The sequence below is a fragment of the Arthrobacter sp. UYCu511 genome (genome assembly GCF_040547105.1).
GTDB lineage: Bacteria > Actinomycetota > Actinomycetes > Actinomycetales > Micrococcaceae > Specibacter > Specibacter psychrochitiniphilus.
This window is the reverse complement of sequence record NZ_JBEPPB010000002.1, coordinates 269496-283681: the sequence shown is the minus strand read 5'-3', so window position 1 is coordinate 283681 and position 14186 is coordinate 269496. Positions and strand designations below refer to the sequence as shown.

Here is a 14186-nt window from a genome sequence, read left to right as displayed (position 1 = left end):
TGGTTGCTAAGGACAACTTTTCGTTCCATCTTTAACTGTAGCGCTTCTCACAGATCAACGTGTCCGCCATCACAGTCGAATGGGGTCAGCGGGGCTGTTTCTGCGCTCAACAGCATGTTGTTGCCGTGTGCGGGTAGATGGGCAGAACTGCCCATCTGGCGTATTCACAGTCAGTTTGGGTTGTGGCTTGCTAGTGTTGCCCGCCCGCGTTAACTAGGCTGGAAGTAAACGTGACACTTGAGGAGTCAGACCATGAATGAACAAAACAGGCCAGCGTCGGCAATGGGATCGCCAGCAGTGGAAGGATCGCAGTCTGCGGTGAGTGCTCCGGCGGCAGCGGCGTCAGGTGTCTCGGGGGCTTCCGGGGTTTCAGGGGCTTCAAAGGTGACAGCTGCTAAAGCTGTAGCTGGGCCGCTGACTATCCGGGACCTGAGCGTACTAGGCGCCGTCCTGATCATCTTCGTGGCTTCCTTGCTGCCGATTATCAAGACGTTTGCAGGCGACTTCAACCTCTGGAACACCAGCGGCTTGTTTTTTGTGGGGATCGGCGTGGTCCTCCCTCTTGCCGTGGGAGGACTCTTCCTGGCCCGGCGCATGAGTCCGGCAACGCAGCTGCGCTTTGGTTCGCTCTCCATTGACCAGTTCGCCTCGGTAGTGGCTGCCTTCGCCACGTACTTCTTCTTCACAGCCACGGTGAGTAACTTCAGCCTCGTCTATTTGGTGGGTCTGATCGGTTCACTGGTGCTGCTGGTTTCCACCGTCTGTGCACAGTGGATCCCTGTCCTAGCCGCAGACTTTACCGGCCGGGCCGATGTTTTGGCCCATGTTGCCGCGCGCGACGCCGTTCCTGCGCTCAAGATCCCTGCTGCACCCAAGCCCGTGCTCGCCCAGGCTGGTCAGGCGGGTTACGCAGGTCAGGCTGGTCAGGCGTTTGGTCAGCAGAACGCCCAGAGTGCCTCTGCGGGTGCGCCGGCCCAGCACGTCCCGGGCCAGCAGGGTGGCTGGAATGCCACACCGGCTGCCAACTCCCACACTCATGGCGGCCAGATCTTCACCCCCGCCAAGGAGAACACCACGGCTGGCGCCGCTGGTGTTGCGTCGCCAGCGGCGACTGCGGCAGCCGCGGCCGACTCAAAGGTTGCGGGTGTGGTAAGCCCGGCAGCAGCGTCTGCCAATGCCCCCCATAACGCAGCGCAGAGCCCTCTCGCAGGCAGCGCAGCAGCCGCCAGCAGCAATATCCCCGCAGCGCAGACTGCTGCTCAGCCTTCCGTGCAGACCACCGCTCAGCCTGCGGTACAAGCCGCAGCCCCTGTGCAGGGCGGGAACGCGCCGGACAAGGAAGCAGTGGTGACCACACTGAACCCGCAGGTTGCCGAGGCGCCGAAGCCGGCCGTCGAAGCTCATGTGGCACCGGCCGTTGTTAAGGAGAGTATCTCGGCCACGGTCAACCCGGGTGCTGCCCCTGTCATTGCAGAGCCTTTCTGGTTTGCAGTTGACCGCCCACAAAACGTGATTGATGAAAGGACGCGGCAGTTCGCGTTCAAGCTGGCTCCAGGCGCCTGGATTCTGGCGTTGGAAGACCGCGGCAGCAGTTTCCTCGTGCAAGACAGCCATGGCAAGACGGGCCTCTTGCTGGACCTCGCCGGCATCGAACGGGCCTCAGACAGCTAGTAGGGTCCTCACTATGGCCGAACAGGAAACCGCGCTTGCGCTCAAGCGTCGGGCCCGAAGAATCAACCGTGAGTTGGCGCAGCTATACCCTTATGCGCATGCGGAACTGGATTTTCGGAACGCGTTTGAGCTGCTGGTGGCCACCGTGCTTTCGGCGCAGACCACTGACATTCGTGTCAACGCGGTGACCCCGGGGCTCTTCACCCGTTTCCCCACCCCGTTGGCGATGGCGCAGGCTCAGAGTGTGGAGCTTGAAGTGTTGATCAAATCCACGGGCTTCTTTCGCGCGAAAGCTGCCAATTTGCTGGCGCTGGCCACGCGCCTCGTTGACGAGTACGACGGCGTGGTCCCAGGTTCCCTTGACGAGCTGGTCACTCTCCCGGGAGTCGGGCGGAAAACCGCGAATGTGGTGCTGGGGAATGCGTTTGGGGTTCCCGGGATTACCGTGGATACCCACTTCATTCGTTTGGCCAGGAGGTTTGGCTGGACTGAATCCACCGACCCCGTACGGATTGAGGCCGATGTGGCGGCCCTGTTTGAATCCAGGGACTGGACCATGCTGTCCCATCGCGTGGTTTTCCACGGCAGGCGGATCTGTCATGCCCGGAAACCAGCGTGCGGGGCCTGTCCCATTGCACACCTATGTCCCGCCTATGGCGACGGGGAAGTGGACCCGGTCAAGGCCGCGAAATTACTCAAGTATGAGATGGCACCAGGACAGGAAGCTCTGTTGGCCCGTATGCTCGCCGACGTGGACAATGCGTCCGTGTACCGGCAGGAATCACAGCTGGCGGCTCGGAGCAAGGCCGCCGCGCAGTGAGCGCTTATTCAGATCTGGCCATGCTGGCGGAGAAGGCGGCAGCTTTTTCTGAGCTTCCGGAAGCTCTGCGGCGGGGGCGGCCTTCCCTCTGGAAACTGTCTATGGGCGGGGCAACTCCCCGCAAGGCCGCAGTGCTGATGTTGTTCGGGGCCCTTGATGACGTCCCGGCTGCTTCAGCGAAACCGCTGGCCTCAGCTGATCTGGACATTTTGCTTATTGAGCGGGCCGCAACCTTGAACGACCACCCCGGTCAGGTGGCCTTCCCCGGCGGGGGAGTAGACCCCGGCGACGCATCCGTGAGGGCCGCGGCCCTACGTGAAGCCGAGGAAGAAACGGGACTTGACCCTTTGGGGGTGGAGGTTTTGGGTATCTTGCCTGAAGTACCTCTGCCCGTCAGTAATTTTATGGTTACGCCCGTGATTGGCTGGTGGGCGCGGCAGACCCCCGTGGACGTGGTTGATTTTGGCGAATCGGCGCAGGTTTTCAGGGTTCCGGTGCGGGATCTGCTCGACCCGGAAAATCGTTTTACGGCGGTGCTGACACGTGGCGGAAATAGCTACCGTGGACCGGCCTTTGCCGTCAACGGAGTAGTGGTGTGGGGATTTACCGCGGGCATCTTGAACTATGTTTTCCACGAGCTAGGCTGGGCGGTTCCGTGGGATGAAGACAAAGAGTTTCCAGCCCCCATCTAAGGGGGGCAGTATCTCAGCTGTACGGTGCGGGCTGTTATTTGGCGTCAGCGTAGCACTGGACCACACTGACATTGACGGGAAACGCCAGCGGGATCGTACCAAAAAGTAGGTCAGTAGCCGCTTGTGAGGAGTCATGCAGGATGGCGCTGACCTCCTCCACTAATTCCACGGGACAGTGCACCACCACCTCATCATGCAAAAAAGCGACTAGTTGGGGGCCGCCTGCAACGGCCAAGCTCCCAGTGCTAGGCGTGCCGGGCGGCAAAGCCCGGAGCCGGCGTCGTAATTCAGCCAGCCAACAGCAGGCCCACTCCGCGGCGGTTCCCTGAACCACAAAATTGCGCGTAAACCTTCCCCGTGAGCGAGCTGCAGACTCGGCCCTGCGCTGTTCCAGGGCGGATGAACTTTGCTGGCTCGCGTGCCAGTCGGTCCCGGTGGGCGGGGTGCTCCGGCCCAGATGAGTACTGACACGTTCCCCCCGTTCACCGGCACGTGCAGCATTCTCCACATAATCCAGTGCCCGGGGGTACATGCGGGCAAGCTGAGGTACCAGCCGCCCGGATTCGCCCGTGGTGGCACCATAGATGGCTCCCAGTAGAGCAATCTTGGCCATACTTCGATCCCCACCAAACCCTTGGGCTGCGATGCCAGCGTAGAGGTCCTTGCTCTGCCCTGCAGCGTCGCGGCCAGCAGCAGCCATGGCGCTATCCTGAGACAGTGCCGCTAAAACACGGGGCTCGAGTTGGGCGGCATCTGCCACGATGAACGTGTAACCGGGATCAGCCACGGCAGCGCCCCTGATCTGCGCCGGGATTTGCATGGCACCGCCGCCACGGGAGGCCCAGCGCCCCGAGACAACCCCGCCCACCACGTATTCGGAATGAAAGCGGCCCTCACGTACCCACTGATGGAGCCAGTTCCAGCCGTTAGTGGTGAAGAGCCGGCTGAGTTTTCGATAAGTCAGCAAAGGCGCAATTGCCGGATGGTTGAACTCTTGCAATTCCCAGCTTCTCGTGGACTTCGCGTCAATCCCTGCCCGGTGCAGGGCCCGGATCAGTTCCTGTGGCGAGTCGGGATTCAGGGTGGGGGCATTTAGCTCCGTGCGCAGGAGATCGGCCAATGCCTCCAGCTTTTCCGGGCGATTATGAAGGGCGGGCTCCGGGCCAAGTAGATCATTGAGCAGCCTCCTGTGCAGATCTTCCCTCCAGGGGATACCTTCATGATGCATCTCCGCGGCCACCAGCGCACCTGCAGATTCTGCGCTGAGTAAAAGTGTGAGTCTGGCAGGGTGTGTGGAGGAACTAATCGCGGATTTTTGGGCGCCAAGTTCCTTGGCAACAGCGGCTAGATCCCAGGCCTTGTCCTTTGCTGCGGCAACGGGGGCATCAAACAAGCTGTCCTGACTGGAGGTGTTTGTGCCCAAGGGAGTGCCTTGCCGTAGGTTCTCCGCTTCCGGGGGTACGGGTGTGGCCTGCCTGGCATAGTCGGTGTCTGCGGCAAATGCCGAGTACAGCAGAATATTTTGGCACAAGGACAGGTCGTGGCATCTTTCTAGGCGGACATTGGCTGCCAAAAGATCTGGGTACCAATGAGTGGCCCTGTCCCACACCCAGCGCGGATGGTGCGCCTCTTCCAGTGCCCGCACAACGGCGGGCAAGGCAGCCCGGGAGACCGTTTGGACAGGCGAAGCCGGTGTCCCGTCGTCATTCCTGAGCTGGACCACGGCGGCAGATTCATGGGAAGTCAGGGCCAGCAATGCGTACATGAGTTCTATTCTCCACTGGTGCGGAGATTAATTCCTCCACAAGCCGCCTAATGCTGGCCGCTGTTCACTTTTGCCGGATACGGACTATTCCACTTGTGCGGGCGGGTACAGAGTGGGTGCATGAAAAGACGTCAGGAAGCGGTAGCCCGCCACGCTTCTGAACCGGCACAGAAGCCTTGGCTGCCCCACCGGGACACAACCGTGCTCTTGCTGTCCGGCTCTCCACAGCTACAAGGCGAGGTGGGGCGCGTTGCAGCTGCGGCCGCCGTCGAACTGATCTTTGGTGACGAGCTGGAACAGCTTGCCGGATCCCAGCGTGACATTGCGGCAGTGCTGGTGGACGCGGGGCAAGGCGTTGTGACCACCGGGTGGCGTGGTCCTGTGATCGTGGTGGGATTCCCGGGCGAGTCTGAGCAAATGTGGCAGCAAGCAGCGCGTTTGGAGGCTGATCGAGTCGCTGTTTTGCCAGACTCTGCCCCGTGGCTCGCCGACTATTTTGCTGGCCTACAAAACCCGGAATCGGCTGCAGGGGTTTTGGGAGTGGTGGGAGGGTGCGGCGGATCTGGTGCCTCTACCCTGTCTCTGCTGGTGGCTGCCGAGGCGGCTTCTCGCGGGACCCGGACCTTGCTGGTTGATGGTGATAGATGGGGTGGCGGATTGGCTGCACTGGTCTCGGGACAGGAAGCGCCCGGACTGCGCTGGCCTGAGTTGTTACAGGTTTCCGGATCCATCAATCCGGGGCAGTTGGCGGCGGCTCTGCCACATGTGGGCCCGCTGGCTCTGCTGTCCTGGGAGTCGGGCGTAGCCGGGGAGAGCGGGACGGACGCGGGCGGAACGGCGCGCCTCGCGAATTCTTATTTCTCAAACCAGGATGTATCCGCATTACCGGCCACAATATTTCCTGACCCAATATTTCCTGACCCAATCTCTCCTGGCCAGATCTCTCCTGGCCAGAATCAGCGCTGGTGGGGGAAGGATCTGCCTGCGAATGCCAATACGAACCATGCCGTCAATGAGGTCATGCGTGCGGCGCAAGGCGTCTATGGCCTGGTGGTAGTGGATTTGGCTCGGACCCTTGAGTCGCTTGGCACCTTTGGCCCGCACTGCACCGGGCTGGTGGTGGTTCTACCGGGGCGGGCACGTGCCGTCACGGCAGCCGTGCAGTTGGGGGCGGCACTTCCTGCCTTGCCTGTTGCCGCAGCGGTTCGCGGGCCCATGGGTGAAGGGCTCGATGCCGCCATGGTGGCAACAGCTGCCGGGCTGCCTCTCGTGGGCGAAATGCCCTGGCTACGCAATGTGGAGCAAGTGTTGGCTGCCCAGCGGGTTCCAGAATTATTGCGCAGACGCCGCCTGCGCCTGCTGCTCGCGGGCATCCTTGAATGGATGGCAGGGGATGAGCCGGCGATGGCGCAGAGGCGCTCCGGTGGCCGGTCATGACTGCCAGGGGAGCCAGAGGCAGGCACGCCTCATTCGCCTGGTCCGGGGTCCCCGCAACGGGAGCGCTGGGTACAGGGGAAGCAGGAAAAACAGGGGAAGCAGGAAAAACACGGCCCCAATTAACGGATCAACCACTCTTGAACCCAGGGGTGATGGATATGGGCCTTTTGGATCCGGGACTTTTGGATACGGTCCGGAGGGCGGTTCTGGCGCAGGCCGGGCCTGTCACCGACCTGCAGGTGGCGAGTGCGGTGCGTGAGAGTGGCCGATTGTTGGGTGCCGCGGGATCATTGGTGGCCATGGATCGGATCACCGCCGAGCTGAACGGGTTAGGGCCACTTCAGGGGTTGGCTGCCGATCCGGCTGTCACGGATATTTTTGTCAACGCCCCAGACTCCGTATGGGTTGACCGGGGAGCGGGCCCGGAGCGGGTGGCCGTGGTGTTCCCCAGCGAGGGGCAACTGCGCGCCTTGGCAGTTCGGCTCGTGGCAAGTGGCGGGCGCCGGCTCGATGAAGGGAGCCCCTGCGTAGATGTCAAAATTCCGGCCGGATACCGTGTGCATGCGGTGCTCCCGCCCATCTCTACCGCGGGAACTCTTTTATCCATCCGCACAAGACAGAAGAGCGCGCTGACACTGGCCCAAATGGTGGATTCAGGAGCCATGCCACAAATACTGGCGGAGATTTTGGCTCAGGTCATGGAAAAACGGTTGAACTTCTTGATCAGCGGTGCCACGGGGGCAGGGAAAACCACGTTGCTCTCGGCACTCTTGGGATTATGCGAACCATCCGAACGACTCGTTCTCATAGAAGACGCCGCGGAACTTGAACCACTGCATCCGCACGTGCTCACCTTGGAGGCCAGACACGAAAACGCTGAAGGGGCCGGTGCCGTGGATTTGGCGGAACTAGTTCGCCAGGCTTTGCGGATGAACCCTGGACGGCTCATCGTGGGTGAGTGCCGTGGCCGGGAAGTTCGTGAGCTTCTCATGGCACTCAACACCGGCCATAGCGGTGGCGGAGGAACCATCCACGCCAATAGCGCTCGCGATATCCCTGCCCGGCTGGCTGCGTTGGGTGCGCTCGCAGGCATGAGCCAGGAAGCGGTGTTTCTGCAGGGTGGAAGCGCCTTGGACGCAGTCATCCACGTGGAGCGTCGCCTCGGTAGGCGGGTGGTTTCTGAGATTGCCATGGTGGAATTGCGCCATGGTCGGCTAGAAACGGTGCCGGCTCTTTCATTGGCTGCTGCCGTCCCTGAACGTGCCCATGATCCGGTGGCCGCCCGATTGCTCGACGGCCCGGCCTGGCCCGTCCTGGCAGAGCGCTTGGGTCTTGGGAACTGGGAGATAGGTGGAAAGAATCCGGGCAGCAGCGGCTCGGCAATGCCGTCCCATCAACAGCCCAAATCCGGCCCCGGGCAAAGCCCCGGAGCCGCGGCAGAGACGGAACGGACATGATCGGATCCTTCGTCTTGTTTCTCATCCTGGCAATGGCGGCCTGGCTGCTCTTCACCGCTACGGCGGCACTGCGCAATGCTCCGGTGCGCAGGCTGAGACACGCACGGAGATTGAGCACACAAGGACGCAGAGCGAGCGAAGCGGAATCTCTGCCACGCTTGGTACGCCAGATGGCGTCGCTTCTGGCTGCCGGGCGTACGGGTGCAGAGCTTTGGGGCGTCTTAGCCCAGGTGCTCGTGGCAGAACCACCGAATCCCAGGATTGGGGGGCGAGGGTTCTTGGCAAAAAAGCCCGTGTCCAAGGAAACCGGGGACGCTGCAACAGTGGAGTTACTCCTTGCTGTTCAGCGTGCCAGCACGCTGGGTTTTTCCAGTGCAGCGGCCATCCGCAGCGCTTGTGCCGAGCGCGCAGTCGGTTTGAGGGGAAGATCTCACGCCCCGGCGTTGACGCCCGGACAGCACCTGTTGTGGGTGGAAACTGCTGCCTGTTTTGAGGTCTGTGAGGCCAGTGGCGCCCCCGTGGCCGCTGTTCTGACTAGGCTGGCCGACACTATGGAAGCGGACTTCGATGCGGCCGCCTTACGTGAAACGGCTTTAGCAGGGCCCCGCGCGACAGTGAGGTTGTTGGGCTGGCTGCCCTTCATTGGTGTGGGCTTAGGAATGGCCATGGGCGTTGACCCCTTCGCCGTCCTTTTCGGTTCGCCGGTTGGCTGGGCCGTGCTGTGTGCAGGGATCGCTTTTTCCGTGGCGGGCCAGTTGTGGTCAGCTGCCTTGATTAGGCATGCCGCGCACCCGCAGGGCAGCCCTGTGCAGAGCGTGACGGGCGTCAAGGAACGGTTGTCCTGGATATCCGCAAAAATGAGGCACTAATCATGGGTGCAGTTGTTGTCTTCCTCCTTGCTGCGGCAGCGATCCTCCTCCTCTCAAGCTCCACGGGTCCTGGCATTGCCGGAAGGTACCTGAGCGGTAACAGATCAGAGCAGCGGGATGGTCCGGCCAGCTTTGGCACGGCAGCGCAGCTATCCGGTTCGGAGCAGGCGGGCGCAAATCATGGCAGCGGCATAGTCAATGTGCCTTTGATGCTGGATTTTTTGGGCACCGCCCTTGAAACGGGGTTACCCATGCAAAATGCGTTGCACGTAGTGGCCGGAGCAACAGGGGGCACTGTCCGCGAGGCTCTTCGCAGGGTGGCGGCCGCCTTGGAAATAGGCGTTTCCTGGCAGGATGCTTGGGAAGGAAACACGGAAAGCAGCGAGTTGGCCCAGATACATTCAGCATTGATCTTTGGTGCCCTTACAGGCGCAAGTGCCGCCTCGCTGCTCTATGCCGAAGCCGCCCAAATTCGCAGATCCCGAGGGCGTCAAGCGGAGAAACGGGCAGCTGCGCTCGGCGTGAAACTGGTCCTGCCGCTGGGCCTGTGCTCATTGCCCGCGTTTGTTGCCTTGGGAATTGTGCCAGTAGTGATTGCCATGGTGCCGGCTTTCTAGGTGACCTACCGGGCCACTTGTTCATCCGGCTCAGCGTCTAGACAGCGTCGTAGCTATAGGCGGGCCGCCTGTTCATTTATCCACAGGTGGTGCCGGAACCCAATCCGCCCACCAAACACATTTGTCCTCTTCCACTGGGACGGCGGTGAGTGAAAAGTTGATTCATCAGCTCGTTTTATTGCTGTCGCGAATTTATCGGCAGCGGAGAATTCGCGCTGGGGCAGAATCCGATCCGGCTGCTGCCACAAGAATCACTACTCATGAGGAGTCACGATGAACAGCAATGATGCTGCGCATGGCGTGGTAACAAGGACGGCAAGCAAGGTAGATCTGGATAACGTCGCTGAGATTTTTCCCGGAGCTAGCAACAATGTGCCCGTTGCGAACCGGCCCATCCGCTCCGTACGGTCCCGGTGGTGGCGCCCAAGGGCAGGGCTGGAAGCGGGAATGGCAACTGCTGAGTACGCCATCGCCACATTGGCAGCCGTGGGATTTGCTGGCCTTTTAGTGGTGATCCTCAAGAGCGATGAAGTTCGCGGCTTCTTGATGAACATCATTCGCACGGCGTTGAGCATGTAACTAAGGTTGCCTCGGCAGCCACTAAGCCCGTCTCAGCGGATGGCTTTGAACAGCGGAATGGAGTGCATCGTGGAAGAGCCTGGGTTGGGCACTGTGCAACAGGCGGGCACTGTGCCAGCGCTTGTTAGTCGGTGCCACGGACCAAGATCCCGTGGTTCGGTTACTGCCGAACTTGCCGTGGTTCTGCCCGCTGTCATGGTGCTGTTAGCACTGCTGCTGCTGGGTTTTTCCACCAGCGTGTTGCAATTGCGCTTGGAAGAAGGCGCCAGAGCAGGTGCTCGTGCACTGGCTAGAGGAGAATCTCCCGGACAAGTGGTAGAAGCTGCCTCACGGGTATCGGGTGAAGGCGTAACAGTTACCGTGGATCGCGCCGAAGGATATGGGACGGTCACCGTATCTGGCCGGGCAGGTGGAGTCCTCTCCGGGCTGGTGCCTTGGACTCAGTCAGCACAAGCCACGGCAAAGGACGAGTCAGCTGTGCCATCACTTGTCCAACGAAAGAACCGCTCAAATCCTGCTGACGGGAGTGCCGCTCTATTCATGGATGGTTCAACAGTCCACAAGTCATCCTTATGGCGGTGGGCTAGAAGTCCAGAATGTCCGCTGCGAGATGGGCGTTGTGAGGCGCTCGCAATGGATGGGGGAGTGGTTGACCATGGGCGGCAGTGAGCGAGGAGCTGGCACCATGCTGGGTGCGGGGATTGCCCTCGCAGTGCTCATTCTGCTGGCGCTGCTCATGGGGCTGGCAACGGCCGCGGTGGCAGCCGGGAAGGCCGCATCCGCCGCCGATCTGGCAGCCCTGGCCGCAGCAGATGCTTATAGGGGACTGAGTTCAGAGGTGCCTTGTCAGGTTGCGGCAGACATAGCAGCAGCCAATTCTGCGGCTCTTGTGGAATGCCTTGAGATGCCGGAAAGCAGATCTGTGCAGGTGAAAGTTCTTGTTAGAACAACTTTGCCGTGGCCTGCGCAGGGGCAGGCAAGAGCGGGCCCGCCACCGGATACAGTCCGGCCTCTGGAGAGCGGCACCAAACCCTGACCGGCACATGCACGGACTGCCTGCCATGGTGCCGTTTTGAAAAGTGAAAAGTGGAAAGTGAACAGTGGAAAGTGAACAGCGGATAGTGAGATCAGCCGGGGGCGTTGTCCAGCAGGATCTTCAAGAGCATGACGGCCCCCCGTTTATCCAGTGGATTGTTCTTGTTGCCGCACTTGGGCGATTGAATACAAGAGGGGCAGCCGGAGGGGCACTCGCAGGCTTCAATGGCCTCCATGGTGGCGCGAAGCCAAGTTCGGGCCATGTCGAAGCCGCGCTCGGCAAAACCTGCGCCGCCCGGATGACCGTCATAGACAAAAATGGTGGGCTGGCCGGTGTCCGCATGAAGCGCTGTGGAAACTCCGCCAACATCCCATCTGTCGCTTGAGGCCACGAGAGGGAGTAAACCAATGGCGGCATGCTCAGCGGCATGGAGGGCGCCAGGAAATTGTGGTTCCACTAACCCGCCAGCCAAAAGCGTCGCGTTGTCCATGGTGAACCACACGGCCTTAGTGAAGAGGTCACGGGCTTCCAGCTCTAGAGGTTCCTCACCAAGAACCTCATTGGAGATGGTGGCCTTGCGTTGGAATGAAACAACCTGCGTACGGACCTGCACAGCACCAAAATGCATTTCCACTGGCCCCCACAGTTCGTGCTTGACTGACTCAACAACCTCAATTTGAGTGACATCTCGGGCCGTTGTATAAAAGTCGGGAGTGCCGCGGCGCACCAGAGCGCAATGGTCGGCTTCATTGAGTTCCAACACCACGTAGCTGGTTCCTTGGTGGACGTACACAGCTCCGGTATGGGCTTGATAGTGGGATTGGGGAGAGCCCATGGTTCCCAGCAGTGCGCCTGTGTCAGCTTCGATGATATTGATAGGGCCACCACCGTCGTCACGCAGGTTGACCATGGCGGCCGCACGCTGCGGGTGGGTCCAAAACCAGCCGGCGGGGCGACGCCGCAAATATCCCTGCTCCACCAGCTGCTCCAGCACGGCCGGCGCGCTGTCATCAAAAATGGCCAAGTCGTCAGGGGTGAGGGGCAGCTCGGCCGCAGCGGCACACAGATGCGGTCCCAGGACGTAGGGATTTGCAGGGTCAAACACGGTGGCTTCGAGGGCGCTGTCAAAGATAGCCTCTGGGTGATGGACCAAAAAGGTGTCGAGTGGGTCATCGCTGGCCACAAAAGCTGCCAGGGCGTCCTGCCCTGCACGCCCCGCGCGACCAATTTGTTGAAAAAAAGAGGCCTTAGTCCCAGGCCAGCCAGCAACAAGAACCGCATCCAGTCCGGAGATGTCGATCCCCAATTCCAATGCTGACGTGCTGGAGATTCCCAGTAAGTCTCCTGCGCGGAGCGCCTTTTCCAGTTCCCGGCGCTCCTCCGGTAAATAGCCGGAACGGTACGCCGCCACACGTGGCGGAAGGCTGGCATCGACGTTTTCTAGGAGCCGTTTGGTTACTGTGGAGATGGTTTCGGCGCCCCGGCGGGATTTGATGAAGGCAATGGTGCGCACATGGGCGGAGACCAGATTCGCCAGCAAATCTGCCGTTTCGGCGATGGCGGTGCGTCTTGTTTTTGCATCATTTTCGCCTGGAAACTCCGTCAACTCCGGTTCCCACAATGCCACTGTGGTGGCACCGTGAGGAGAGCTATCCTGCGCGAAAGTTGTGACAGGGGCTCCTATCAGGCGCGCAAACGAGCTGCCCGGGTCAGCCGAGGTGGCGGATGCGCCGATAAAAACCGGATCAGACCCGTAATGGGCGCAGATCCTCCTTAAGCGCCGTAACAAGAGAGCAACATGGGAACCGAAAACTCCGCGGTAACTATGTGCTTCATCGATGATGACGTATTTCAACCGCTTGAAGAATCGCGCCCACCATGTGTGGTTGGGCAAAACACCAAAATGCAGCATGTCCGGATTGCACAGGATGAAGTTGCTGTGATCGCGGATCCAGCGCCTATCGCCCGGGGCGGTGTCGCCGTCGTAGGTGGCTGCCCGCAGGGTGGGCAAGTTGAGCGAGTTTAGAGCGGCAAGCTGGTCAGCTGCCAGCGCCTTGGTGGGGGACAGATAAAGGGCCACGGCGCCGTCGGCCTCTAAAAGTCCGGGATTTTCCGCCAGCCGCAGGGCTGCCCGGTGGACAGCGTCCAGAGCGGGTAATTGATAAGCAAGTGATTTACCAGACGCAGTGCCCGTGGCAACTATGGTGTGCTGGCCTTCATAGGCACTCGTGGCGCCTTCCACCTGATGCAGCCAAGGCTGGTCAACACCCAGAAATGAATAAGCCCTGACAATGTCGGGGTGAACCCAATCCGGCCACGGCCGGTGCACAGCTTGCCGGGCCGGAATTCTCCGAACATGCTGCAGCTGGGCAGGGGCATTTCCCCCGCCGAGCAGCGGAATAAGGGAATCATTGATGGACACCTTCATCATTGTGCCACCGGATTGTGCCGCTGAAGTCTCGCTGTCAAGGCTCCAGCTATGCCAATCTCCACGGGACTACTTCCTGGAGGCGGTTATCAGTGGGTGCGGGTCAGCTCTTCGATGCGGGATTTGGGCACCAAGACGGTGACGGGGCTGATGGCGCGCCAGCCGAGTTTGAAGTACAGCCGTTGTCCATCGGTGCTGGCTAACAACAGCCCGGTGGTCACTGGATGGGCCTGGGCTCTGGCAGTCATGGCCTTCATGAGCAGCATGCCGTAACCGCGGCGTCTGTGCTGAGTGTGGGTTTCAATCTGATCGAAGATGGCATATTCGCCGTAGATGCCCACCTTTCCCGCCGCCAGAACAGTTTGCCCGCGCACAATCGCAACAGAGAAACGCTCCTCGCAGACTGAAGAGCTATGCTTGCCGCCCATCGCCTTGACCACCAAGGACAGCTCAGGGTCGCCCAAAAAAGGGTCCTGATTATCTTGATTCTCCAAATGGCACACCATGAGCTGCTCTGAGGCGGAGAGCATTCCCATCCCTGATTGGTGCGCCATCTTTACGTACTTGTGCACATCGGAGCCCAGCACACACAAAGCACGTTGAGATGAAGCATTCACTTCTTGAGCCAAGCTAGCAAAAGAGGACGGGGTGGGATTGGTAGTGAAGTATTCCCAACCGCTATTGCGATCGAGGCGCAAGGCGGCCAAATACCCTGTTCCGGAGCGACTCGGGTAGCTTCTTAGCGCAGTCCAGCCGGCAAACCATGCAGCGCTCTGGTCAGCTAGCCCTGTGGAGGCAACGATCATGGGCTCAGC

At 60.7% G+C, this 14186-nt stretch carries 13 protein-coding genes; 10 read left to right on the top strand and 3 right to left on the bottom strand.

Features of this window, described 5'->3' with window-relative positions; genetic code table 11:
• The first annotated feature begins 252 nt into the window (after positions 1-252).
• The 3 genes from ABIB48_RS04595 to ABIB48_RS04585 are packed head-to-tail and all read left to right on the top strand — an operon-like array spanning position 253 to position 3183.
• Complete coding sequence (locus ABIB48_RS04595) at positions 253-1671, top strand: hypothetical protein (protein ID WP_354212275.1); 1419 nt, start codon at positions 253-255, stop codon at positions 1669-1671.
• Positions 1672-1684: 13 nt separating this feature from the next.
• Positions 1685-2491, top strand: a complete 807-nt coding sequence (nth, locus tag ABIB48_RS04590) for an endonuclease III (protein ID WP_354212274.1) — start codon at positions 1685-1687, stop codon at positions 2489-2491.
• A complete protein-coding gene (locus ABIB48_RS04585; protein WP_315913943.1) occupies positions 2488-3183 on the top strand; it encodes an NUDIX hydrolase in 696 nt (231 codons plus the stop codon). Before nth ends, ABIB48_RS04585 begins: the two co-directional genes overlap by 4 nt.
• Before the next feature lie 34 nt (positions 3184-3217).
• Here the strand turns inward: ABIB48_RS04585 and ABIB48_RS04580 are convergent, their stop codons facing one another.
• Complete coding sequence (locus ABIB48_RS04580; protein WP_315913944.1) at positions 3218-4948, bottom strand: bifunctional 3'-5' exonuclease/DNA polymerase; 1731 nt, start codon at positions 4946-4948, stop codon at positions 3218-3220.
• A 120-nt stretch (positions 4949-5068) separates the two neighbouring features.
• On the opposite strand from ABIB48_RS04580, the gene ssd reads away from it, so the two are divergent.
• The 7 genes from ssd to ABIB48_RS04545 all read left to right on the top strand — a co-directional run bounded on the left by ssd (position 5069) and on the right by ABIB48_RS04545 (position 10943).
• Entirely contained in the window at positions 5069-6385 is a 1317-nt protein-coding gene (ssd, locus tag ABIB48_RS04575) for a septum site-determining protein Ssd (RefSeq protein WP_354212273.1), read from the top strand.
• Between the two features lie 152 nt (positions 6386-6537).
• On the top strand, positions 6538-7842 hold the full coding sequence (locus tag ABIB48_RS04570) for a TadA family conjugal transfer-associated ATPase (protein ID WP_354212272.1): 1305 nt from the start codon (positions 6538-6540) through the stop codon (positions 7840-7842).
• Positions 7839-8711: a type II secretion system F family protein gene (locus ABIB48_RS04565; protein ID WP_354212271.1), complete on the top strand. Its 873-nt coding sequence runs from the start codon at positions 7839-7841 to the stop codon at positions 8709-8711. The genes ABIB48_RS04570 and ABIB48_RS04565 overlap by 4 nt, the downstream gene beginning before the upstream one ends.
• A 2-nt stretch (positions 8712-8713) precedes the next feature.
• On the top strand, positions 8714-9328 hold the full coding sequence (locus ABIB48_RS04560; protein ID WP_354212270.1) for a type II secretion system F family protein: 615 nt from the start codon (positions 8714-8716) through the stop codon (positions 9326-9328).
• Positions 9329-9601: 273 nt separating this feature from the next.
• Positions 9602-9907, top strand: coding sequence for a DUF4244 domain-containing protein (locus ABIB48_RS04555; RefSeq protein WP_354212269.1), 306 nt, complete (start codon positions 9602-9604; stop codon positions 9905-9907).
• A 39-nt stretch (positions 9908-9946) separates the two neighbouring features.
• Positions 9947-10576, top strand: coding sequence for a TadE family type IV pilus minor pilin (locus ABIB48_RS04550; protein ID WP_354212268.1), 630 nt, complete (start codon positions 9947-9949; stop codon positions 10574-10576).
• Complete coding sequence (locus ABIB48_RS04545; RefSeq protein ID WP_354212267.1) at positions 10545-10943, top strand: Rv3654c family TadE-like protein; 399 nt, start codon at positions 10545-10547, stop codon at positions 10941-10943. The genes ABIB48_RS04550 and ABIB48_RS04545 overlap by 32 nt, the downstream gene beginning before the upstream one ends.
• A 91-nt stretch (positions 10944-11034) precedes the next feature.
• Here the strand turns inward: ABIB48_RS04545 and ABIB48_RS04540 are convergent, their stop codons facing one another.
• Together ABIB48_RS04540 and ABIB48_RS04535 are read right to left on the bottom strand one after the other, a co-directional pair.
• Positions 11035-13365, bottom strand: coding sequence for a DEAD/DEAH box helicase (locus tag ABIB48_RS04540; RefSeq protein WP_354212266.1), 2331 nt, complete (start codon positions 13363-13365; stop codon positions 11035-11037).
• Positions 13366-13460: 95 nt separating this feature from the next.
• Positions 13461-14177, bottom strand: a complete 717-nt coding sequence (locus tag ABIB48_RS04535) for a GNAT family N-acetyltransferase (protein ID WP_315913967.1) — start codon at positions 14175-14177, stop codon at positions 13461-13463.
• Positions 14178-14186 lie beyond the last annotated feature (9 nt).